The sequence below is a fragment of the uncultured Pseudoflavonifractor sp. genome (genome assembly GCF_944387805.1).
Taxonomy (GTDB): domain Bacteria; phylum Bacillota; class Clostridia; order Oscillospirales; family Oscillospiraceae; genus Pseudoflavonifractor.
Genome location: NZ_CALXGI010000015.1, coordinates 1 through 22,071, shown reverse-complemented (window position 1 = coordinate 22,071; position 22,071 = coordinate 1). Strand labels below are relative to the sequence as shown.

The window sequence follows — 22,071 nt, the reverse complement described above, 5'->3', positions numbered from 1 at the left end:
TTCAACCGGTATTACCCATAAACTCAACTATTGGAGGTCAAAATGGACATCTATTACGCGCTGAGTGAAGAACTGCGCAAGGCGTGTCCGGAGCTGGAGCTGCGCAGGGAAGAGCCGATGGCCCGCCACACCACCTTCCGGGTGGGCGGCCCGGCCCGGCTGATGGCGCTGCCCAGAGAGAAAAAAGAGATCAAGGCGGCGGTGCAGGCTGCCGCTGCACTGGGGGTCACCCCCTTTTTCCTTGGCAACGGCAGCAATCTGCTGGTGGCCGATGCGGGATACGACGGCTTTGTCATCAAGACCGGCGGTCTGCACCAGACCCGGGAGATCAACCGCCGCCTGCGGGCGGAGTGCGGCATCCCTCTGTCCCGGCTGGCCATGGCCGCTCTGGGCCGGGGCCTGACCGGCCTGGAGTTTGCCCACGGCATCCCCGGCAGCCTGGGCGGCGCGGTGGTGATGAACGCCGGCGCCTACGGCGGAGAGATGGTTCAGGTCCTCACCGCCGTCACTTACCTGGACGAGCACGGCCAGGAGCACAGCCTGCCTGCGGAAGAGTGCCATCTCACTTACCGCCACAGCATATTTACCGACCACCCGGCATGGCTGGTGCTGGAGGCGGAGATGGAGCTGGAGCAGGGAGATGCCGGGGAAATCCGGGCCAAAATGGAGGACCTGGCCCAGCGCCGCAAGAGCAAGCAGCCCCTGGAGTACCCCAGCGCGGGGAGCACCTTCAAGCGGCCGGCGGGACATTTCGCCGCCGCCCTCATTGAGCAGTGCGGCCTGAAGGGCCTGACTGTGGGCGGCGCCCAGGTGTCGGAGAAGCACGCCGGGTTTGTCATCAACCGGGGGGGCGCCACCTGCGCCGACATCCTGAAGCTGACAGAGCAGATCAAGGAGACCGTCCTCCGGGAGACCGGGGTGACCCTGGAGCTGGAGATCCGGACCCTGGGCTGCGTATAGAGAAAACCATTGGCAGAGGTGTGGAATTATGGAATTTGTGATCATTTCCGGCCTGTCCGGCGCGGGAAAGAGTAAGGCGGCCTCTTTTATGGAGGATATGGGCTTCTATGTGGTGGACAACATGCCCTCAGCGCTGATTCCCAAGTTTGCCGAGCTGTGCATGGCCAGCCCGGGGAAGTATGAGCGGGTGACCTTAGTTACTGACATCCGGGGCGGACAGACCTTTGACGGCCTGTTCGACGCGCTGGACGCCCTTCAGAGCATGGGCTGCCAGTACAAGATTCTCTTTGTGGAGGCCACCACTGAGACCATCATCAAGCGCTACAAGGAGACCCGCCGCATCCATCCTCTGCTTCGGCCTGGGGAGACGCTGGCTGAGGCGGTAAGCCAGGAGCGCAAGGACCTGGAGCCGGTGCGCCGCCGGGCGGAGTATATCATTGACACCTCCGCCCTCTCCACCTCCAAGCTGCGGGGCGAGGTGCTCCGCCTCTTCGGCAAGGACAGCCCCGTGCCCGTCATGGGCGTCAACGTCATCTCCTTCGGCTTCAAGTACGGCATTCCCATTGAGGCCGACCTGGTGTTTGACGTGCGCTTTCTGCCCAATCCCTACTACATCGCAGAGCTGCGGCACCAGACCGGGCTGGATAAGCCGGTGTATGACTTTGTGTTCGGCTACCAGGAGACCCGGGATTTTATGACCCATTTGGAGAACCTGATCGGCTTCCTGCTCCCCAAGTATGTGGAGGAGGGAAAGACCATGCTGGTCATCGGTATCGGCTGTACCGGCGGCCAGCACCGGAGCGTGGCCATCACCAGGGCCCTGGCCGACTTTATCCGCCGGAAGGGCTATCAGGCCACGGACAACCACAGGGACATGACGAGAGCGTAGGAGGTGCGCCTGATCTATGACTGATTATTCCGCCGACCGCAGGTGGGAGTATGAGCCGCGGATTGTCGCCATCGGCGGCGGTACCGGCTTGTCCACCATGCTGCGGGGCCTGAAGAGCTATACCCACAATCTGACCGCCATTGTCACCGTGGCCGATGACGGCGGCGGGTCCGGCGTGCTGCGCCAGGACCTGGGCATGCCGCCGCCGGGGGACATCCGCCACTGCATGGAGGCCCTGGCCAACGTGGAGCCAGTCATGGGGGAGCTGCTGTCCTACCGCTTCCCCAAGGACTCGGGCAGCCTGGCCGGCCAGTCCTTCGGAAACCTGATTCTGGCCGCCCTCAACGGCATCTCCGGCTCCTTTGACCAGGCGGTAGCCCGTATGAGCCAGGTTCTGGCCATCACAGGCCGGGTGCTGCCGGTGACCAACGCCGATGTGCAGCTGGAGGCTACCTTTGAAAATGGAACCGCTGTGGTGGGGGAGTCCAAAATCAGCGCCTTCAAGAAGGAACAGGACTGCCGCATCAAGCAGGTGCGGCTGCTGCCCGAGCGGCCTGCCGCCCTGCCTGAGAGCCTGAAGGCCATCAGCGAGGCGGATATGATTCTCCTGGGGCCGGGCAGCCTGTACACCAGCGTTATCCCCAACCTGCTGGTGGAAGGGATTGCCGACGCGGTGCGCCAGTCCAAGGCGCTGAAGATGTATATCTGCAACATCATGACCCAGGACGGCGAGACAGAGGGCATGACGGCCTCCGACCATGTGAAGGCCCTGCTGGCCCACTCGGGCCCCGGGCTTATCGACCTGTGCCTGTGCAATTCCGCGCCGGTGCGGCCCCGTCTGGTGGAGCGGTACAAGGAGGAGGACGCGGCCCCCATCGTGGTGGACACGCCCGCCATCGAGGCCCTGGGGGTGGAGGTTATCACCCGGCCCCTGGCCTCCGAGACCTCCAACTATGCCCGGCACTCCATCGCCCGGCTGGCCGCCGCAGTCATGGAGATTTACGAGGACCGGGCCCAGACCAAAGTGTTCTGAGCCGCCGGGACGGATATCAAATAACAAGCGAGGGAATGTTCCATGTCCTTTTCCAGCCAGACCAAGGAGGAGCTGTGCCGCGCTCCCCTGGCCCGGAAGTGCTGCGCCCAGGCTGAGGCCTACGGCGTGCTCCTCTTCTGCAACGCCTTTTCCAACCGGGAGGTCCGTATCATCACGGAGAGCGGCGCCTTTGCCGCCCGGCTGCCCCTTTTGTTCCGCAAGGCCTTTCAGCTGGACTTTGACAGCCTGCCGGAGAACCCAGGCGGCAAGCGGGTTTTTGCCATCACCGATGGGGGCAAGCTCCGGCGGATTTTCGACGCCTTCGGCTTTGACCCGGCGGACAGCCTGGCCCATCACATCAATTTTGCCGTGCTGGAGGAGGACCACTGCCGCACGGCCTTCTTCCGGGGAGCGTTCCTGGCAGGCGGATCGGTGACCGACCCGGCCAAGCGCTACCATCTGGAGCTGGTCACCTCCCATTACAGCGTCAGCCGTGAGCTGACCGCCCTGCTGCTGGAGGCGGGCTTCTCCCCCAAGGAGACCACCCGCAAGTCCAACTACATGACGTACTTCAAGCAGAGCGAATACATCGCCGACTTCCTCACCGCCATCGGCGCGCCGGTGGCGGCCATGGAGCTGATGAACGCCAAGCTGGAGAAGAATCTGCGGGGCAGCGTAAACCGCAGGGTGAACTGCGACGCGGCCAACCTGGACAAGGCGGTGGACGCGGCCATGGAGCAGATTGAGGCCATCCGCCGCCTGGAGGCGCGGATGGACCTGACCGAGCTGGGGGACAAGCTGTACGAGACCGCCCGGCTGCGGCTGGAAAACCCGGAGCTGACCCTGTCCCAGCTGGCGGAGCTGTGCGACCCGCCTGTCACCAAGAGCTGCCTGAACCACCGGCTGCGCAAGCTGCTGGCCCTCTCCCAGACGGGAGAAGGAGAGCGGGGCGCACAGGACGAACGGCAGTGAGCCGCGCCTAATGGCGCGGGAGCCTGACGGAATTCACTTCCGGCAGGCGATATATGAAAAATAAGGGGTCCCCATGGGGCAAAGCCGCATGGGGAGGCGACCCGCCTGTCACCAAGAGCTGCCTGAACCACCGGCTGCGCAAGCTGCTGGCCCTCTCCCAGACGGGAGAAGGAGAGCGGGGCGCACAGCAGTGAGTGGTGCTTGACAAAATTTTTTCGTGCTGTATGATAAACGGTAAGAACACGCGTTCTATATGGTGAGGCCCTATGGAACGCCCCGCCTGCGGCAGGGGCGGCGGTTTATGAGAGCTGCTGGCCCTGCCGCATGCGAAATCAGAGACACGGGGCACGACAAGGAAAAGCCGAAGAGCAGAAAGACGAGAGAAACGAAAAGGAGAAGTGCCTCATGAGCTTTGTTCACCTGCATGTCCATACCGAATTCAGCCTGCTGGACGGAGCATGCCGTATTCCTGCTCTGGCCGCCAGGGTCAGGGAGCTGGGGCAGACCGCGGTAGCTGTCACGGACCACGGGGTCATGTACGGCGCGGTAGATTTTTACCGGGCCTGTAAGGCAGAAGGAATTAAACCCATTATCGGCTGCGAGGTATATGTGGCCCCCCGGGGAATGACCGACCGGGTCCACGAGCTGGACGCCGAGGCCCGCCACCTGGTGCTCCTGTGCAAGAACGAGACAGGCTACCGCAACCTGTGCTATCTGGTGTCCCGGGCCTTCCTGGACGGGTTCTACATCAAGCCCCGCATTGACAAGGAGCTTCTCTGGCAGCATACGGAGGGGCTGATCGCCATGTCCGCCTGTCTGGCAGGCGAGGTGCCCCGGCTCATCCTGGGCAGCAACTACGAGGGGGCCAAGAAGGCCGCCCTGGAGATGAAGGAGCACTTCGGGGAGGACTACTACCTGGAAATCCAGGACCACGGCCTGCCTGTGGACGCCGAGGTGGTGCGGGGCATTGTCCGCATCCACGAGGAGACGGGCATCCCCCTGGTGGCCACCAACGACGCCCACTACACCCGGCGGGAGGACGCCGCCATGCAGGACACCCTCATGTGCATCCAGATGGGCAAGACGGTGGACGACCCGGGGCGCATGAAGTTCGAGACCGACGAGTTCTATATCAAGTCGGAGGAGGAGATGGCCGCCCTGTTCCCCGACTGGCCGGAGGCCATTGAGAACACGGCAAAAGTGGCGGAGAAGTGCAACATGGAGTTTGAGTTCGGCAAGTACCACCTGCCTGAATTCAAGCTGCCCGAGGGCTGGACCGACCCCGACGCCTACTTCGAGCACCTGTGCTGGGAGGGCTTTGCCCGCCGCTACCCGGAGGGAAGCGAGAAGAACAGGGCCCAGCTGGAGTATGAGATGGGGGTTATCCGGCAGATGGGGTTTGTGGACTACTTCCTCATCGTGTCCGACTTCATTGGCTACGCCAAGAGCCACAACATCCCCGTGGGCCCGGGCCGCGGCTCGGCCGCCGGGTCCATGGTGTCCTACTGTATGAACATCACCGATGTGGACCCGGTGAAGTACGACCTGTTTTTCGAGCGCTTCCTCAACCCGGAGCGGGTCACCATGCCCGATATCGACATCGATTTCTGCATCCGCCGCCGCCAGGAGGTCATCGAGTACGTCCAGCGGAAGTACGGCGAGGACCACGTGGCGCAGATTGTCACCTTCGGCACCATGGCCGCCCGGGGCGCTATCCGGGACGTGGGCCGGGCGCTGAACATCCCCTACGCCGACGTGGACGCCGTGGCCAAGCAGGTGCCCAGCGGCCCCGGCGCGCTGCACATTACCCTGGACGAATCCCTCAAGCTGTCCAAACAGCTGCGGGACTCCTACGAGGGGGATGAGCGGATTCACAACCTCATCGACACCGCCAAGGCCATCGAGGGCATGCCCCGCCACGCCTCCACCCATGCCGCCGGCGTGGTCATCACCAAGCGGCCGGTGTACGAGTACGTCCCCCTGGCGAAAAATGACGAATCTGTGGTAACCCAGTACGTCATGACCACCCTGGAGGAGCTGGGCCTCTTGAAGATGGACTTCCTGGGCCTGCGGAACCTGACTGTGCTGGACGACGCGGTGCAGCTGGTGCGCCGCCGCATCCCGGACTTTGACCTCCATGCAATCCCGGAGGACGACCCGGCGGTGTTCAAGATGCTCTCCGACGGCAAGACCTCCGGCGTGTTTCAGATGGAGTCGGCGGGGATGACCGGCGTGTGCGTGGGGTTGAAGCCCCAGAACATCGAGGATATCACCGCTATTATTGCGCTCTACCGCCCCGGCCCCATGGAGTCCATTCCCCGGTTCATCGCCTGCAAGCACAATCCGGACAAGGTCAAGTACAAGCACCCTCTGCTGGAGCCCATTCTGAAGGTCACCTACGGCTGTATTGTCTACCAGGAGCAGGTCATCCGTATCTTCCAGGAGCTGGGCGGGTACTCCCTGGGGCAGGCCGACATGGTGCGCCGGGCTATCTCCAAAAAGAAGAAGGCCCAGATTGAGAAGGAGCGTCAGACCTTTATTTACGGCGACAGCGAGCGGGGCATTGAGGGATGTATCGCCCGGGGCGTGCCCGAGCAGACCGGCATGGACATCTATGACGAGATCTACGACTTCGCCAACTACGCCTTCAACAAGGCCCACGCCGTGTCCTACGCCATTGTGGCCTACCAGACTGCGTATTTTAAGTGCCATTACACGAGAGAATATATGGCAGCCCTCCTCACCTCCGTGCTGGACTCCAGCGAGAAGGTGGCGGAGTACATCGCCGAGTGCAAGGAGTGCGGCATCTCCCTGCTGCCCCCTGATATCAACGAGTCGGGGGCCAGCTTCACCGTCACCGGAGACAATATCCGCTTCGGCCTGGCGGCGGTGAAGGGGGTGGGCTGGGGCTTCATCCAGTCCGTCCTGGACGAGCGGGAACGGGGCGGCGCCTTCCGCTCCCTGTCCGACTTCTGCTCCCGCATGATGGACGCCGACCTGAACAAGCGGGTGCTGGAGAATCTCATCAAGTGCGGCGCCTTCGACAGCACCGGAGCGCACCGGTCCCAGCTGCTGAAGGTATTTCCCCAGGTGGTGGATACCATCGCCCAGGCCAGGCGGAAGAACCTGGAGGGCCAGTTTGACCTGTTCGGAGGCGGCGGGGACCAGCCTCAGACCGCTCCGGAGGCGGAGCTGCCCGATATTCCTGAGTTCTCCCGCCGGGAACTGATGGCCATGGAGAAGGAGACCACCGGACTCTATCTCACGGGCCACCCCATGGATGAGTACCGGGAGACTGCCCGCCGGTACCACGCCGTCCCCATCGGAGCCATCCTGTCCGACTTTGCCCAGGAGGAGGGAAATACTGACTTCCAGGACGGCCAGAAGGTGAATATTGCCGGCGTTATCTCTTCGGTCAAGACCAAGACGACCCGGAATAATACCCTCATGGCTTACGTCACTCTGGAGGATGACACCGGCTCCATGGAGCTGCTGGTGTTCGCCCGGGTGCTGGGGGAGAACGGCAGCTACCTCAAGGAGAACATGCCCGTGCTGGCCGCCGGGCGCATCTCGGTTCGGGATGAAAAGGCCCCCCAGCTGATGGTGGACTCGGTGCGGCCTCTGCTTCAGGACGGCGGCGACCCGGCCCAGGAGCCGGACGGCCCTAAGGGAAAGAAACGTCAGAAGCTCTTTGTCCGCCTGCCCAGCGCCCACGACCCCCGCTGGCGGAAGATCCAGCTGATTCTGGAGCTCTTCCCCGGGGACGAGCCCTTTAAGGCCAAGTTTCTGGACACGGAGCAGTGGGCGCCTGCCATTCCCTGCGTGGTCCATCCCACCCTGGTGCGGGAGCTCAACGAGATGCTGGGTGCGGAAAATGTGGTAGTTCGGTAAGCAGCAGGAAAAAGCGGCGAACGGAGGGAAACTTACGGGATTTCTAAAAAAAGCGGCCTCTATTCTCTTCCACCGTACCGTCCTGGTAGGGGCCCTTCTGGCGCTCCAGGTGGTAATTCTAGCGGTGGTGATGGTGGAGTTTGCCAACTATTTCGTCTACTTTTATCTCTTTTGTGTGGTGGTCTCCATTCTGGTGGTGCTGTGGATTGTCAACGCCCGCACAGACCCGGGATATAAAATCGCCTGGATTGTGCCCATTCTTCTGGCCCCTGTGTTCGGCGGACTGGTGTATCTCCTCTCAGGCGGCAACCAGCTCTCCGCCCGGATGCGCCGGAAGATGGAGGGGATGGACCGCCGGCTGACCGAGGTGCTCAGCGGCGACTGCAAGGCGGACATACTGGAGGAGAAGTACGGGGCGGACGCCGTCAATCAGGCCCGCTATCTGGAGCGGTTCGCCCACTGCCCACTCTATACCAATACCGAGGCAAAATACTATCCTCTGGGGGACGACGTGTTCGCCGATATGCTGGAGGCCCTGCGGGGAGCAGAGCGGTATATCTTCCTGGAGTACTTTATCATTGGCCGGGGCCTGTTCTGGAACTCTATCCTGGAGATTCTGGAGGAGAAGGCCAGAGCCGGGGTGGACGTGCGGGTTATCTACGACGACGTGGGCTGTCTCTATACGCTGCCCAAGAACTATCCCCGGGAACTGGAGCGCAAAGGCATCCGCTGCCAGGTATTCAACCGGTTTATCCCAGTGCTGTCTGTGCGGCTGAACAACCGGGACCACCGGAAATTCTGCATTGTGGACGGCCATACCGCCTTTACCGGCGGCATCAACCTGGCCGACGAGTATATCAACCGGCGGCAGCGGTACGGCCACTGGAAGGACAGCGCCATCCGGGTGTCCGGCGAGGGGGCCTGGAGCATGACGGTCATGTTCCTCACCATGTGGGAATATATCTGCGGCGGTGAGGAGGACTACAACAGCTACCGCCCCGCTGCCCTGCCACCCGTCCCGGCAGAGCGGAACCCGGGGTACGTCCAGCCCTATACCGACAGCCCTCTGGACGGGGAGCCGGTGGGGGAGACGGTATACCTCAATCTCATCAGCAAGGCCCGCCGTTATGTGTATATCACCACGCCCTATCTCATTGTCAGCGACAGCGTGAACACGGCCCTGTGCAACGCCGCCAAGTCGGGCGTGGATGTGCGCATCATGACGCCCCATATTCCGGACAAAAAAATCATCTTCGAAGTCACCCGGGCCCACTACGAGCCCCTGCTGGAGGCGGGGGTGCGGATTTACGAGTACACCCCTGGTTTTGTCCACGGAAAAAACTTCGCCGTAGACGACTGTTACGCCACCGTGGGCTCCATCAACATGGACTACCGCAGCATGTTCCTCCACTTTGAGGACGGCGTCTGGCTGTGCGGCGCCCCCGCCGTGCTGGATGTGAAGAAGGACTTTCTGGACACCTTGCCCGTCTGCCAGGAGATCACCCTGGCCCGGTGCCGGGAGCGGTCTGTGCTCCGGCGGCTGCTGCGGGCGGTGCTGCGTGTGTTCGCACCCCTGATGTAAGCCAAAGCCGCTCAGCCCCGGCGGGCGGCTGCCCAATGATTATTGTACAGCATGCGGCGCTTATGCCGGAAAGGGGAGAGACGATGAGAGAATATCTGCTCTATATTGGTGGGAAATGGGTGCCCCAGACTGACGGCGAGGTGATGGAGGACCGGAATCCGGCCGACGGGTCGGTGATGGCCATGGTCCACATGGGCGGACGTCAGGACGCGGAGAAGGCCCTGGCGGCGGCCTATGCCGCCCGGGGCGATTGGGCCTCCGCAGCCCCCGACGTCCGGGAGCGGCTGCTGCTCCGGGCTGCCGATGAGATGGAGGCCCGGGCCGCCGGGCTGACCGACCTGATGATTGCCGAGAGCGGCTCCGCCCGGTACAAGGCCCGGGGGGAAGTCATGGGCAGCGCGGGTATCCTGCGGGTGGCGGCGGGGGAGTGCCGCCGCCTCCACGGCGAGGTGCTCCAGCCCGGCGGGCCGGGGCAGATGTCAATGGCAGTGCGCGCGCCCCTGGGCGTAGTGCTGGGCATCACGCCCTTCAATTACCCCATGATTCTGGCCATCAAGAAGCTGGCCTACGCCCTGGCCGCAGGCAATACCTTCATCCTCAAGCCGTCCCCCATCACCCCCGCCACCGGCCTGGCTATCGCGGAGGTCTTTGAGGCGGCGGGACTGCCTGCCGGCGTGCTCAACGTGGTACCCGGCCGCAGCGAGGTCATCGGCGACCTGCTGGTGGACGACCCCAGGGTGCGGATGGTCACCTTCACCGGCTCCAGCGCCGTGGGGCGGTCCATCGCCGTCCGGGCAGCCCGGGACCTGAAAAAGGTGGCCATGGAGCTGGGGGGCAAGAACCCCCTCATTGTCCTGAAGGACTTCGACCCGGTCCAGGCGGCGGACATCGCCGCCTACGGCGCCTTCTGTCACCAGGGGCAGGTGTGCATGGCCACCTCCCGCATCATCGTGGAGAGGGACGGCTACCAGCCCTTCTGCGGCGCCCTTGTCCACCGGGCAGAGGGCCTGAAGGTGGGCGATCCCCGGGAGGAGGACACCATCATCGGTCCCCTCATCCAGCCGGAGAAGTGGAAGTTCATTGACGGGCAGATTGAGGACGCCCTGTCCAAGGGCGCAAAGCTCCTCACCGGCGGCCGCCATGAGGGCCCCTGGTACTGGCCCACGGTGCTTGCCGGGGTGACCCCCGAGATGCGGATTTTCCACGAGGAGACCTTCGGCCCGGTGACGTCGGTGATGCGGGCCAAGGACCCGGAAGAGGCCCTGGCCCTGTGCAATGACAACGAGTACGGCCTCTCCGCCGCCCTGCTGACCCACAACCTGGAGCTGGCCTGGTCCCTGGGCCTGCGGATGGAGGCGGGCATGGTGCACATCAACGACACCACCTTCCTCAGCGGCACCACCGCCCCCTCAGGCGGCGTGAAGTTCAGCGGCTTCGGCCGGGAGGGCGGCCGGTACTCCATGGAGGACTTCACCGAACTCAAGTGGCTGACCATGCAGGTGGAGCCGAAGAAGATGCCCTTCTGAGCATCAGAGCATACAAAAGCGCGTCCCGCAGGAGCTCCCACGGGGCGCGCTTTTCCAGTTTTATGGTATGCCGGAAGCGGGAATTTCAGTGAAAATATCCGATGGAAGCCTTGGTTGACAAAAGGGAAGGCATATTTGGTGGACGGCGGGAGAGAAGACCGGGTATGCTGGAGGAGGAAGGAGGGAGCGGACCATGACACTGGGACAGCGGATTGCCGCGCTGAGAAAAGAGAAAGGCCTCTCGCAGGAGGGGCTGGGGGAGCTGGTGGGGGTGTCCCGCCAGGCCGTCAGCAAGTGGGAAGCGGACAAGACGGTGCCCGACGTGAACAACTGCATTGCCATGAGCCGGGTCTTCGGCATCTCACTGGCCGGCCTGCTGGAGGTGGAGGAGTCCCAGGGCGATGGGGCGGAGCACAGGAGAGGCGAACAGCTCAGCGAGGAACAGCTGGCCATGGTGGAGGCGGTAGTGACCCGCTATCTGGAGCAGCGGAAGCGGCGCATCCGGCCCGGCGTGCTGATTTTGGGCGGAATTCTGGTGCTGACGGTGGTGCTGCTGCCTGCGTGGGAGTGGCTCACCCAGCTGGAACAGAGAATGTCAAGCATAAGCCAGGAGATGGAGGAACTGGAGTGGAAGATCGTCTCCGGCGTGGGGGACAAGGCCACAGCCACCCTGGAGGCGGAGAGCAGCCTGGTCACGGACTGGAGCTGCATCCTGTCGGCAGTGGACCTGGAAGCGTGGAAGCAGCGCGAAAAAAGACAGCCGCCACGCCTTGACCTGACCGGCATTTTCCGATAAAATAGAACACACAAAACTGGAGGAAGCCGTCCACGGTGTGGACGGCTTCCATATTGCCGAGGAGAAGAACATGCTGAATCGAGAAGAAGAACTGCGCTTCTGCAAGGCCCGCAGAGCCGCCATAGAGCTGGACTATCAGAATCTGAACCCCGAGCAGCGCAAGGCTGTACTGGCCACCGAGGGTCCTCTGCTGCTGCTGGCGGGCGCGGGCAGCGGCAAGACCACCGTACTCATCCACCGCATCGCCAACCTGATGAAGTACGGCCGGGGCTCCGACTGCGACGGGGTGCCCGAGTGGGTCACCGCCGAGGACCTGGCTTTCCTGGAGGGCTATGTGGCCCATCCCGACCCGGAGAAGAAGGCGGAGCAGGAGCGGCTGTGCCGGGTGGACCCGGCGGTGCCCTGGTCCATTATCGCCATCACCTTCACCAACAAGGCCGCCGGGGAGCTGAAGGAGCGGCTGGAGCGGATGCTGGGGCCCGCGGCCAACGACATCTGGGCTTCCACCTTCCACTCCGCCTGCGTGCGCATTCTCCGGCGGGACATTGACCGGCTGGGCTTCTCCAAGTCCTTTACCATCTACGACACCGCCGACGCCGAGCGGGTCATCAAGGACATCATCAAGGACTTCAACCTGGACGACAAGGCCTTTCCCGCCAAGAGCATTGTGGGCTACATCTCCCGGGCCAAGGACGCCATGAAGCTGGGGGCGGACTACCTGGCCGAGTGCGAGAAGGCGGGGGACTACCGCCTCATCAAGATTGCCAAGGTGTACGTGGAGTACGAGAAGCGGCTGCGGGACGCCAACGCCCTGGACTTTGACGACATCATCCTCCACACCGTCCGCCTGCTCAAGGAGTTTGACGAGGTGCGGGAGTACTACCAGCGGAAGTTCCGCTATGTGCTCATTGACGAGTACCAGGACACCAACAACCTCCAGTACCTGCTCTCCTCCACCCTGGCGGGCGGATATGAGAACATCTGCGTGGTGGGCGACGACGACCAGTCCATCTACCGCTTCCGGGGCGCGACGATTGAAAACATCCTCTCCTTTGAGAAGCAGTACAAGGGCGCTCGGGTTATCCGGCTGGAGCAGAACTACCGCTCCACCAAGAACATCCTGGAGGCCTCCAACGCGGTCATCCGCAACAACCAGGGCCGCAAGGGCAAGGAGCTGTGGACCGATCACGGCGAGGGCGACAAGGTACAGTGCTACACCGCCATGAACGAACACGACGAGGCCCAGTATGTGGCGGCCCAGATTCTGGGCAGCTTCTCTGCCGGCCGGCACTGGAAGGACCACGCCGTCCTCTACCGGATGAACGCCCAGTCCAACCAGATCGAGCAGGCCTTCAAGCGCAATGGCATCCCCTACCGCATCATCGGCGGTATCCGCTTCTTTGACCGGGCCGAGGTCAAGGACATGCTGGCCTACCTGTGCGTCATCAACAACCCCGGCGACGACCTGCGTCTCCAGCGCATCATCAACAACCCGCCCCGGGGCATCGGCGCCACTACCATTGAGCGGGCCCAGACCATCGCCGCCCAGGAGGGCCGCTCCCTGTGGGAGATCATCTCCAACGCCCGGGTCTATCCGGAGCTGCAGAAGGCGGCGCCCAAGCTGGCCGCCTTCACCGACATGATTGCTGAACTGCGCAGGCTCTCCGGCGAGATGGAGCTGCCCGCCTTCTATGAGGAGCTGGTGGCCCGCACCGGGTACGCCGTCATGCTGGAGCAGAAGAACACCATTGAGGACCGCACCCGGCTGGAGAACGTGCAGGAGCTGCTGACCTCCATCAACGGCTACCTGGAGAACGCGGACGAGCCCAGCCTGTCCGGCTTCCTGGACGAGATCGCCCTGTATACCGATTTGGACAGCCACAACCCGGAGGAGGACTGCGTGGTCATGATGACCATGCACTCGGCCAAGGGCCTGGAGTTCCCGGTGGTCTTTGTGGTAGGCGTGGAAGAGGGCATTTTCCCCGGCATCCGGGCCATCGGCGAGCCGGAGGAGATGGAGGAGGAGCGCCGCCTGTGCTATGTGGCCATGACCCGGGCCAAGGAAAAGCTGTACATGACCTGCGCCTCCCAGCGCATGCTCTTCGGCCGCACCAACAACAACCGGCCCTCCCGCTTCCTGGGTGAAATCCCGGAGGAGTACGTGGAGAAGTCGGGCCGTCTGCCCCGCAGCGAGCGGGCCGAGGAGCACCAGGACGGAGAGCCGCCCAAGAAGAAGACGCCCGCCTGGCGCAAGCCCGCCGAGCGGGGGTACTCTCTCGGCGGCGGCTACACCACCTACCCCAAGGGGACGGCGGTGGAGCCCAGGATTGGCGGCGCCAGTTCTGCCGCCGCCCTGGCCGACTTCCACAAGGGCGATATGGTCCAGCACAAGGCCTTCGGCAAGGGCATGGTGGTCAACCTGATGCCTATGGGCGGCGATGTCCTCGTTGAGATTGCCTTTGACAATGTGGGCACCAAAAAGCTGATGCTCAAGTCGGCCTCCCAGCACATGACCAAGCTGTAAAGAACGCAAAAAGGCGCGCACCCGCTGTAAAGGGTGCGCGCCATACAACAGATGGAGTGCAGAGGATGGGGAGAAAATCAGCCTAAAAGCTCTGTAAAGCTGTAAACATAACGGTCGCAGAGCCGCCGCATTTTCTCCTCATGGGCGGCGTAGAAGCGGTCGTACACCCCCACCACCGTCAGGCCGGCGGTCTTGGCCGCCGCGCAGGCGCCGGGGGAGTCCTCATACATGGTGCAGGCGCTGGCCGGCACCCCCAGCTGCTCCAGAGCCAGCCGGAAGGATTCGGGGTTGCGCTTCTCCAGCCCCATCTCCTGGACGTAGATTACCCGGGAAAAGTATTTCGTCAGGCCGTGGCGGTCCAGGGCCGCCCGGCACAGCTCGGGTACGCAGGCGGTGAAGAGGGCCATGGGCGTCCCCTCCGCGGCGCACTGGGACAGATACTCCGCCGCCCCCGGCTTCAGGGGCACCTGGTGCTCATAGGCGTCCCGGGCCATGGAGAGCCACTCGTCCATGATGGCCTGGGGCTCCATGTCCAGATGATAGTACTCCCGGGTGAACTGGGCGGCGATGGGAAAGATGGAGTGGCCCACTGTCTCACAGTACTCCCGGGTGGGGGTCAGCCCCCGGCGCTGGAGAAAGCGGACGTCGATCTCCTCCCAGACGCCGTTGGAGTCCACCAGCGTGCCGTCAAAATCAAAGAGTTTCATAGCGACCTCCAAAGTGAGATTCCCAACCATTTTATCACAACCAAAGGAGCGGGGCAACCGTGCAGGAACAGAACAGGGACCGGGCGCTGGCCCGGCTGTCAACACCTCTCATCATTCTGGCTACCATCATCTGGGGCAGCTCGTTTGTGGTCATGAAGAGCAGCGTGGACGTGCTGCCCACCTTCTGGCTGCTGGCCATCCGGTTCACGGCCTCAGCCGTGGTGCTGGGGCTGGTGTTCTGGAAGCGGTGGAAGCTGGTGGACAGGCAGTACTTTATCGGCGGCGGTATTATGGGCTTTTTTCTCTTCCTGGCCTATGCCTTCCAGACTTTTGGCCTGGAGCACACCACGCCGGGCAAGAACGCCTTTCTCACCGCCGTCTACTGCGTCATTGTGCCCTTCCTGTACTGGGCGGTGGCCCGGCAGCGGCCCGACCGGTACAACATTGCCGCCGCCGTGCTGTGCGTCGCGGGCATCGGGCTGGTGTCAGTTACCGGCGATAACGCCGCCGCCATCAGCATCGGCGACGGCCTGACCCTGGTGGGCGGCTTCTTCTTCGCGGCCCACATCGTGGCCGTGTCCCGCTTTTCCGAGGGCCGGGACATCTTCCTCCTCACCGCCATCCAGTTTGCCTCCTTTGCCGTTTTTTCCTGGCTGGGGGTGCTGGCGACCCGGCCTGTTCTGCCTGTGGAAGCTATGGACGGCGGCCTGGTTCTCTCCCTGGCCTACCTGGTGATCTTCGCCTCCTGTGGGGCCCTGCTGTTCCAGAACATCGGACAGAAGTACACTGCCCCCGCCACGGCGGCGGTGCTTCTGTCCCTGGAGGCCCCCTTCGGCGTGGTGTTCTCCATCCTTTTTGCCCACGAGCGCCCCACGCCCCTGATGGTGCTGGGCTTTGTGCTCATCTTTGTGGCAGTCATCTGCTCGGAGACCAAGTTCTCCTTCCTGCGTCGGGAGAAGGGGCGGAAGGTCCACGCGGAATAATGCAATGAGCGCCCTGCCGGCAGGGCGCTCATTGGTTGGCCGCCGAAAAAAAGAAAACAGGGGGTTGACAAATGTCCGCTGCCTGCGTATAATGCAATACAACAAAGCAATAAAGCAAACCTATGACGGAGAGTAGTAGCCGCTGCGGCTGATGCAAAGCGATTCCCGGACAGTGTGAGCGGGATCTGAGGCGGGCGCGTGAATGGACTCCGGAGGGCGGCTTGAACGGGGAAACCCAAGTAGATGCCGACGGGCTCCCACCCGTTACCCATCGGGCGCGCATGATGGTGCGCGAAGCGAGCGGACGCGCAAGCGTCAATTTGGGTGGTATCGCAGAAGCAGAAGCTTTTGTCCCATGTGGGGACAAAGGCTTTTTTTGTTTCTCAAATCAAGGCCGCTTGGCAGACGGCCCCTCCATCAACCATCCAAACACATTACAGTCCACCGGGGCAGAGACCGCCGGGGACGAGAATTTGGAGGAACTACCATGAAGAAGCTGAATCTGAAGTCCATCGCCGCCCTGACCGCCGCAACCGCCATGACCCTCTCCCTCACCGCCTGCACGCAGTCGACCGGCGGCGACACCGGCGGAGCGGAGAACACCCAGCAGCAGTCCGGCGACACCACCTATAACGTGGCTGTGGTCAAGCAGATGGACCACGCCTCCCTGGACGAGATCGCCAACGCCATCACCGCCCGGCTGGACGAGATTGCCGCCGAGCAGGGCGTGACCATCAACTACCAGGTGTCCTCCGGCCAGAACGACCAGAGCGTGCTGCGGCAGCTGGGTGACCAGGCTGTTGCCGACGGCGTGGACGTCATCATCCCCATCGCCACCACCGCCGCCCAGGTCATGGCCGTGTGCGCCGAGGAGACCCAGACCCCGGTGGTCTTCGCCGCCATCTCCTATCCTGAAACAGCCGACCTGACCGGCATCGACTATGTCACCGGCACCAGCGACGCCCTGGACACCAACCTGATTCTGGACATGATGCTGGCCCAGAACCCGGACGTGGACAAGGTTGGCCTGCTCTACTCCCTGTCCGAGCCCAACTCCCAGGTGCCCATCGCCGAGGCCAAAGCGTATCTGGACGGCAAGGGCATCGCCTATGAGGAGGCCACCGCCAACACCAACGACGAGGTCATCACCGCCGCCAGCACCCTTATCGCCGACGGCGTGGACGCGGTGTTCACCCCCACCGACAATGTGATTATGTCCGCCGAGCTGGCTATCTATGAGGACTTTATCGAGGCCGGCATCCCCCACTACACCGGCGCCGACTCCTTTGTCCGCAACGGCGCCTTCGCCACCTGCGGCGTGAACTACACCGACCTGGGCGCTCAGACTGCCGACCTGGCCTACAAGGCCATCACCGAGGGCATGGACGCCATGGAGGAGTGCTACCAGGTCTCCGGCGGCATCATCACCGTCAACTCCGAGACCGCTGAGGCCATGGGCATTGACTACTCCGTGTTCGACAGCATGGGCCAGGTCACCACGGTCACCACCACCCAGGACTAAATTAATCTCACACAGGCTGTCCCCCGGCTGAGGCTGGGGGATGGCCTTGCCTTTGGAAAGGAGCGGATTCCCTGTGCTCTACGTTGCGCAAACGGCCCTGGAGCTGGGCTTTCAGTATGCCCTGGTGGCCATGGCCCTGTTCCTCAGCTACCGGGTGCTGGATATCGCCGATATGACCACCGACGGCTGCTTTGTGCTGGGCTGTGCCGTGTCGGTCACCCTCACCGCCGCCGGCCACCCCTTCCTGGCCATCCCCGCCGCCATGCTGGCAGGTGCCTGCGCCGGATTTGTCACCGCCTTCCTCCAGACCAAGCTGGGGGTGCCCTCCATCCTGGCGGGCATCATCACCAACACGGGCCTGTACACCATCAACCTGATGGCCATGGGCTGGAAGGCCAACCAGAGCCTGCTCAAGCAGGATACCATCTTCACCCTCTTCCGCTCCACCGGCATCGGCGGCGACTGGTACGCCATCATCCTCTCCGGCGGCATCACGGTACTCATGGGTGTGCTGCTGGTGCTCTTCCTGAACACCCGGCTGGGCCTGTCCATCCGGGCCACAGGAGACAACCGGGACATGGTGCGGGCCTCCTCCATCAACCCCACCTTCACCATCACCACGGGGCTGTGCCTGGCCAACGCCCTCACCGGCCTGTCCGGCGCGGTGGTGGGTCAGGCCCAGAAGACCGCCGACATCAACGGCGGCACCGGCATCGTGGTCATCGGTCTGGCCTGCCTCATCATCGGTGAGACCATCGTGGGCCGTGGTGCCATGTTCCGCGGGGCAATTGCCGTGATTCTGGGCAGCATTCTCTACCGTTTTATCTATGCCATCGTGCTCTATACCAAGGTGGTGCCCGTCGACTGCCTCAAGCTGGTCACCGCCATTGTGGTGGCCCTGGCCATCGCCACCCCCGCCCTGAAGAGCTGGGCCGCCCTTCAGAACAGAAAGCGCCGCGCCATGGCGGAGAGAAAGGGGGCGCGCTGACATGCTGGAGCTGAATAACCTGTCTATGACCTTCAACCCGGGCACTGTCAACGAGAAGAAGGCACTGAACCATCTGTCGCTGAAGCTGGAGGCGGGGGATTTCGCCGCCATCGTGGGCTCCAACGGCGCGGGCAAGTCCACCATGTTCAACGCCATCGCCGGCGACTTCTTCCCCGACGAGGGGTACATCACCCTGGACGGGAAGGACATCACCTATCTGCCCGGCTACCGCCGCAGCCGGGAGCTGGGCCGCCTGTTTCAGGACCCCATGCGGGGCACCGCGCCCCACATGACCATTGAGGAGAACATGGCCCTGGCCTACCTGCGGGCGGGCAGGAGCCAGCGGGCCTATTTCAGCCGGGTGAGCCGGAAGGACAAGGAGCTGTTCCGGGAACAGCTCTCCCGGCTGGACATGGGGCTGGAGGACCGGATGAAGCAGCCGGTGGGACTGCTCTCGGGCGGCCAGCGCCAGGCCCTCACCCTGCTGATGGCCACCATGGTGCCCCCCAAGCTGCTGCTGCTGGACGAGCACACCGCCGCCCTTGACCCGGCCACGGCGGAGAAGGTGCTCCGTCTGACCCGGGAGATTGTGGAGCGGGACCACCTGACCTGCCTGATGATTACCCACAACATGCACCAGGCCCTGGAGCTGGGCAACCGGACCCTGATGATGGATTCGGGACGCATCGTGCTGGACGTGAAGGGGGAGGAGCGCAGGGGCATGACTGTGGACGACCTGCTCCGCCGCTTCCGGGAGAACGTGGGCAAGGGCCTGGATAACGACCGCATCCTGCTCTCCTGAACAAGCATAAGAAAAACGGCTCACACTTCGGTGTGAGCCGTTTTTGTTAAAGCAGAAAGACCAGGGACACGGCAATCAGAATTGCCAGCCCCGCCAGGTTGGCCAGAGTGAACACACCCAGGTACCGCAGGGGCCTGGCGCCGGGGGACTTGAGGTACAGCCGGAAGGAGATGAGGCTGGCCAGGGAGGCGATGAGGGTGCCCAGGCCGCCCACGTCGGTGCCCAGCAGCAGGCCCTTCCAGTCCTGGGTGAAGCCGGAGAGGAGCACCGCCGCGGGCACATTGCTGATGATCTGGCTGGCGCACAGGGAGGTGAGGAAGGTGTTCTCCGCCATGACGGCGGAGAGGAAGTCCTTCACCGCCGGGATATTGCCGATGTTGCCTGCAAAGATGAAGAAGCAGACGAAGGTGAAGAGCAGCCCGTAGTCCACGCGGGGGAAGAGGTGCCGGGCGAAGAGGAGCAGACACACCGCCACGATGGCCAGCAGCACGGCGTAGTGGAGCACGTGGAACACGGACAGCAGGCACAGCAGGAAGAGGACCGCCATCAGCCACAGCTGCCGGGGCCGCCGGATGGTCTGCTTCTCGGGGAAACGGACCTCAATGCTCTCCGGCTTGACGCACAGGGCGGCCACGGACAGCCCCACCAGGCTCACCAGGGTCAGAGGGACCATGACGGCGAAGAATTCCCCGGCGGGGATGCCGAAGGCGGAGTAGAGGTACAGGTTCTGAGGGTTGCCCACCGGGGTGGCCATGCTGCCCAGGTTGGCGGCCAGGGTCTGGAGCACCACCAAGTACAATGCCCGCTCCAGCCGTCCCACCAGCCCCAGCACCAGCAGGGTGAAGGGGACAAAGGTGATGAGGGACACGTCGTTGGTGATGAGCATGGAGGTGAAGAAGGGAAGAAGCACCAGTACCAGGGAGATAAACCGCATCCGCCGCCTGCCGGCGAGCAGCTTCTGGGCCAGCACGGCGAAAAGGCCGCAGTCCTGGAGCCCGGCCACCACCGCCATCAGGCAGAACAGCAGCGCCAACACCCGGAAGTCGATGTACCCCAGGTAGGCTGCCGAGGGCGGGACGAAAATCATGGAGACCAGGGCGCACAGCAGGGCGATGCAGCCCACCGCTTCCCGCTTGACAAAGGAAAAAATGGACGAAGCCATGGAGATCTCTCCTCACAGAAAGCGGCCCCACCGGCGGGAAGGCCGTTGGGACCGCTCCTTGGTATATACTGAGTTCAGGCCTTGACTGCCTGCTTGAGGGCCTGGGCCAGCTGGTCGGGGCAGGAGGTGGACTTGCCGCCGCAGCGGATGCCCTCTAATTTGGAGATGGCGTCGGTAACCTTCATGCCCTCCACCAGACGGGAGATGCCCTGGAGGTTGCCGTCGCAGCCGTTGAAAATCTTCACGGACTTGACCGTGTCGTCCTCCACGTCGATTACCATCCGGGTGGAGCAGACGCCTCTGGTTCTGTAATCAATGGTCATGAAAAAATGCCTCCGCATACAGCCCCGAAAGACAGGGGCAAAAATATCGGAAAATATTATACAGGACCAGCGGGAAAAACGCAACAGCTGAATGGAACTTTTTGGGGAAGCGGGTCGGGGCTTATTCGCCGTACACAATCAGGCAGGTGACGCCGCTGCCGCTGAGATACACGTCCTGACAGCCCCCAGGACCCCCCGCCGTAAAGAAGCAGACGTCCCACATGCCGGCCTCGCTGTCGTAGCGGCAGGTGACGGAGTCATAGGGAATGGTACACTCCGCCGCGGCCCGCTGAACGGCCTCCTCCGCGCTGCCGACTGCGAGGGGAGAGGTGTTTTGAAAGCCGTCCCGGAGAACGCCCGGAGCGTTTTCCTCATAGGCAGCCTGTACCTGGGCGTAGGAGAAGGAGAGAATTTCGGAAGAAGGTGGAGCGGTATCCTGCACCTCCGCATAGGAGGGGCCGGGACTTTCGGCGGACGGCGCAGCGGCGTCCTGTCCGCAGCCGGCCGGAAGCAGGGCCAGCGCCAGGGCCAGGCCCAACAGAGCAGATTTTTTCATCGTGTCAGCCTCCGTTCCTGTGGTGCTGCGTACCTTTTAGACGCACAGACGCTTGAGAAGTTCCGGGGATTTCCGGCGGCGAAAAAGCGGGGAAACCATTTGTTCTCCTTGACAATGTTCCGGGAAATGCATATACTAGAGAACGTTCATAGTAAAAAAGCCGCGAAGGGAAGGAGTACGCATTTTCCAGGGTGCAGAGAGGAGCCGGCCGGTGCAAGGCTCTCCGTTGGGAATGCGGAAGGTGGTCCCGGAGCTCCGCGCCTGAAGCAAGTAGGGGGCGGCGGGTTCTCCCGTTACCGAGACAATGAGTGTTCTCCCCCGGGAGAAAATTCAGGTGGTACCACGGACTGCATCGGTTCGTCCTGAGCAAAAGGCTTGGGGCGGACTTTTTTGTTGCGCATAAAGTTTGTTGCCCCGAAAAGGAGTGTTAAAAAGAATGAACAAAGAACTTCCCAAGGTCTACGAACCCCAGGAGGTGGAGGGCCGCATTTATGAGATGTGGGAGAAGAACGGCTGTTTTGTGGGCCATCGGGACCCGGACAAGAAGCCCTTCACCATCGTCATGCCGCCCCCCAACGTCACCGGCCAGCTCCACATGGGCCACGCCATGGACTCCACGCTTCAGGACATCCTCATCCGCTTCAAGCGGATGGAGGGCTACGCCGCCCTGTGGGTTCCCGGCACCGACCACGCCGGCATCGCCACCCAGATTAAGGTGGAGGAGGAGCTGCGCAAGAACGAGGGCCTGACCCGCTACGACCTGGGCCGGGACAAGTTTCTGGAGCGGGTGTGGGACTGGAAGAACAAGTACGGGGGCCGCATCGTGGAGCAGCAGAAGAAGCTGGGCGCCTCCTG

19 protein-coding genes and 1 other annotated feature are annotated in these 22,071 nt (G+C 63.0%); of the genes, 15 read left to right on the top strand and 4 right to left on the bottom strand.

Translation table 11 applies throughout. From position 1 onward, the window contains the following. Window positions 1-42: 42 nt before the first annotated feature. From murB to Q0K06_RS05955, 10 genes are all read left to right on the top strand, one after another. The gene (murB, locus tag Q0K06_RS06000; RefSeq protein WP_294549903.1) at window positions 43-960 is read left to right on the top strand and encodes a UDP-N-acetylmuramate dehydrogenase; all 918 of its coding nucleotides are present in this window, start codon (window positions 43-45) and stop codon (window positions 958-960) included. 28 nt (window positions 961-988) lie between these two features. Beyond that, the gene (gene rapZ / locus Q0K06_RS05995; protein WP_294549901.1) at window positions 989-1,849 is read left to right on the top strand and encodes an RNase adapter RapZ; all 861 of its coding nucleotides are present in this window, start codon (window positions 989-991) and stop codon (window positions 1,847-1,849) included. Window positions 1,850-1,865: 16 nt separating this feature from the next. Then, window positions 1,866-2,882: a gluconeogenesis factor YvcK family protein gene (locus tag Q0K06_RS05990; protein WP_294549898.1), complete on the top strand. Its 1,017-nt coding sequence runs from the start codon at window positions 1,866-1,868 to the stop codon at window positions 2,880-2,882. Window positions 2,883-2,924: 42 nt separating this feature from the next. Further along, window positions 2,925-3,854, top strand: a complete 930-nt coding sequence (whiA, locus tag Q0K06_RS05985; RefSeq protein ID WP_294549895.1) for a DNA-binding protein WhiA — start codon at window positions 2,925-2,927, stop codon at window positions 3,852-3,854. 53 nt (window positions 3,855-3,907) lie between these two features. Then, window positions 3,908-4,048, top strand: coding sequence for a helix-turn-helix domain-containing protein (locus Q0K06_RS05980; protein WP_294549892.1), 141 nt, complete (start codon window positions 3,908-3,910; stop codon window positions 4,046-4,048). A gap of 211 nt (window positions 4,049-4,259) precedes the next feature. Next, the gene (locus Q0K06_RS05975) at window positions 4,260-7,745 is read left to right on the top strand and encodes a DNA polymerase III subunit alpha (protein WP_294549889.1); all 3,486 of its coding nucleotides are present in this window, start codon (window positions 4,260-4,262) and stop codon (window positions 7,743-7,745) included. Window positions 7,746-7,875: 130 nt separating this feature from the next. Next, window positions 7,876-9,327 carry a cardiolipin synthase gene (gene cls / locus Q0K06_RS05970; protein ID WP_294549956.1) on the top strand — a complete coding sequence of 484 codons (1,452 nt, stop codon included), beginning with the start codon at window positions 7,876-7,878 and terminating at the stop codon, window positions 9,325-9,327. An 83-nt stretch (window positions 9,328-9,410) separates the two neighbouring features. Beyond that, window positions 9,411-10,853, top strand: coding sequence for an aldehyde dehydrogenase family protein (locus tag Q0K06_RS05965; RefSeq protein ID WP_294549886.1), 1,443 nt, complete (start codon window positions 9,411-9,413; stop codon window positions 10,851-10,853). 193 nt (window positions 10,854-11,046) lie between these two features. Continuing rightward, the gene (locus Q0K06_RS05960; RefSeq protein ID WP_294549883.1) at window positions 11,047-11,649 is read left to right on the top strand and encodes a helix-turn-helix transcriptional regulator; all 603 of its coding nucleotides are present in this window, start codon (window positions 11,047-11,049) and stop codon (window positions 11,647-11,649) included. 70 nt (window positions 11,650-11,719) lie between these two features. Continuing rightward, window positions 11,720-14,173, top strand: coding sequence for a UvrD-helicase domain-containing protein (locus tag Q0K06_RS05955; RefSeq protein ID WP_294549880.1), 2,454 nt, complete (start codon window positions 11,720-11,722; stop codon window positions 14,171-14,173). A 77-nt stretch (window positions 14,174-14,250) separates the two neighbouring features. On the opposite strand, the gene Q0K06_RS05950 is transcribed toward Q0K06_RS05955, so the two are convergent. Beyond that, window positions 14,251-14,880: an HAD family phosphatase gene (locus Q0K06_RS05950; protein WP_294549877.1), complete on the bottom strand. Its 630-nt coding sequence runs from the start codon at window positions 14,878-14,880 to the stop codon at window positions 14,251-14,253. 59 nt (window positions 14,881-14,939) lie between these two features. Between Q0K06_RS05950 and Q0K06_RS05945 the strand changes: the two genes are divergently transcribed. From Q0K06_RS05945 to Q0K06_RS05930, 4 genes are all read left to right on the top strand, one after another. Continuing rightward, complete coding sequence (locus Q0K06_RS05945; RefSeq protein ID WP_294549874.1) at window positions 14,940-15,863, top strand: DMT family transporter; 924 nt, start codon at window positions 14,940-14,942, stop codon at window positions 15,861-15,863. A gap of 487 nt (window positions 15,864-16,350) precedes the next feature. After that, window positions 16,351-17,385 (top strand): ABC transporter substrate-binding protein, encoded by a 1,035-nt coding sequence (locus Q0K06_RS05940; protein ID WP_294549871.1) that lies wholly within the window; start codon window positions 16,351-16,353, stop codon window positions 17,383-17,385. Between the two features lie 40 nt (window positions 17,386-17,425). Beyond that, complete coding sequence (locus tag Q0K06_RS05935) at window positions 17,426-18,373, top strand: ABC transporter permease (RefSeq protein WP_294549868.1); 948 nt, start codon at window positions 17,426-17,428, stop codon at window positions 18,371-18,373. Window position 18,374: 1 nt separating this feature from the next. Beyond that, on the top strand, window positions 18,375-19,175 hold the full coding sequence (locus Q0K06_RS05930) for an ATP-binding cassette domain-containing protein (protein ID WP_294549865.1): 801 nt from the start codon (window positions 18,375-18,377) through the stop codon (window positions 19,173-19,175). 46 nt (window positions 19,176-19,221) lie between these two features. On the opposite strand, the gene Q0K06_RS05925 is transcribed toward Q0K06_RS05930, so the two are convergent. The 3 genes from Q0K06_RS05925 to Q0K06_RS05915 form a co-directional block, all read right to left on the bottom strand. Then, complete coding sequence (locus Q0K06_RS05925) at window positions 19,222-20,337, bottom strand: SLC13 family permease (RefSeq protein ID WP_294549861.1); 1,116 nt, start codon at window positions 20,335-20,337, stop codon at window positions 19,222-19,224. Window positions 20,338-20,411: 74 nt separating this feature from the next. After that, the gene (locus Q0K06_RS05920) at window positions 20,412-20,660 is read right to left on the bottom strand and encodes a TIGR03905 family TSCPD domain-containing protein (RefSeq protein WP_294549858.1); all 249 of its coding nucleotides are present in this window, start codon (window positions 20,658-20,660) and stop codon (window positions 20,412-20,414) included. Between the two features lie 121 nt (window positions 20,661-20,781). Beyond that, entirely contained in the window at window positions 20,782-21,216 is a 435-nt protein-coding gene (locus Q0K06_RS05915; RefSeq protein WP_294549855.1) for a hypothetical protein, read from the bottom strand. Window positions 21,217-21,369: 153 nt separating this feature from the next. Beyond that, window positions 21,370-21,584: a binding site (T-box leader), on the top strand. Window positions 21,585-21,652: 68 nt separating this feature from the next. On the opposite strand from Q0K06_RS05915, the gene Q0K06_RS05910 reads away from it, so the two are divergent. Next, window positions 21,653-22,071 (top strand): class I tRNA ligase family protein (locus Q0K06_RS05910; protein ID WP_294549852.1); only part of this gene is annotated, 419 nt, incomplete at its 3' end.

Coding starts and splice junctions, on each gene's coding strand:
- murB (WP_294549903.1), top strand. CDS start 43: ATGGACATCTATTACGCGCTGAGTGAAGAACTGCGCAAGGCGTGTCCG.
- rapZ (WP_294549901.1), top strand. CDS start 989: ATGGAATTTGTGATCATTTCCGGCCTGTCCGGCGCGGGAAAGAGTAAG.
- Q0K06_RS05990 (WP_294549898.1), top strand. CDS start 1,866: ATGACTGATTATTCCGCCGACCGCAGGTGGGAGTATGAGCCGCGGATT.
- whiA (WP_294549895.1), top strand. CDS start 2,925: ATGTCCTTTTCCAGCCAGACCAAGGAGGAGCTGTGCCGCGCTCCCCTG.
- Q0K06_RS05980 (WP_294549892.1), top strand. CDS start 3,908: ATGAAAAATAAGGGGTCCCCATGGGGCAAAGCCGCATGGGGAGGCGAC.
- Q0K06_RS05975 (WP_294549889.1), top strand. CDS start 4,260: ATGAGCTTTGTTCACCTGCATGTCCATACCGAATTCAGCCTGCTGGAC.
- cls (WP_294549956.1), top strand. CDS start 7,876: ATGGTGGAGTTTGCCAACTATTTCGTCTACTTTTATCTCTTTTGTGTG.
- Q0K06_RS05965 (WP_294549886.1), top strand. CDS start 9,411: ATGAGAGAATATCTGCTCTATATTGGTGGGAAATGGGTGCCCCAGACT.
- Q0K06_RS05960 (WP_294549883.1), top strand. CDS start 11,047: ATGACACTGGGACAGCGGATTGCCGCGCTGAGAAAAGAGAAAGGCCTC.
- Q0K06_RS05955 (WP_294549880.1), top strand. CDS start 11,720: ATGCTGAATCGAGAAGAAGAACTGCGCTTCTGCAAGGCCCGCAGAGCC.
- Q0K06_RS05950 (WP_294549877.1), bottom strand. CDS start 14,880: ATGAAACTCTTTGATTTTGACGGCACGCTGGTGGACTCCAACGGCGTC.
- Q0K06_RS05940 (WP_294549871.1), top strand. CDS start 16,351: ATGAAGAAGCTGAATCTGAAGTCCATCGCCGCCCTGACCGCCGCAACC.
- Q0K06_RS05935 (WP_294549868.1), top strand. CDS start 17,426: ATGGCCTTGCCTTTGGAAAGGAGCGGATTCCCTGTGCTCTACGTTGCG.
- Q0K06_RS05930 (WP_294549865.1), top strand. CDS start 18,375: ATGCTGGAGCTGAATAACCTGTCTATGACCTTCAACCCGGGCACTGTC.
- Q0K06_RS05925 (WP_294549861.1), bottom strand. CDS start 20,337: ATGGCTTCGTCCATTTTTTCCTTTGTCAAGCGGGAAGCGGTGGGCTGC.
- Q0K06_RS05920 (WP_294549858.1), bottom strand. CDS start 20,660: ATGACCATTGATTACAGAACCAGAGGCGTCTGCTCCACCCGGATGGTA.
- Q0K06_RS05915 (WP_294549855.1), bottom strand. CDS start 21,216: ATGAAAAAATCTGCTCTGTTGGGCCTGGCCCTGGCGCTGGCCCTGCTT.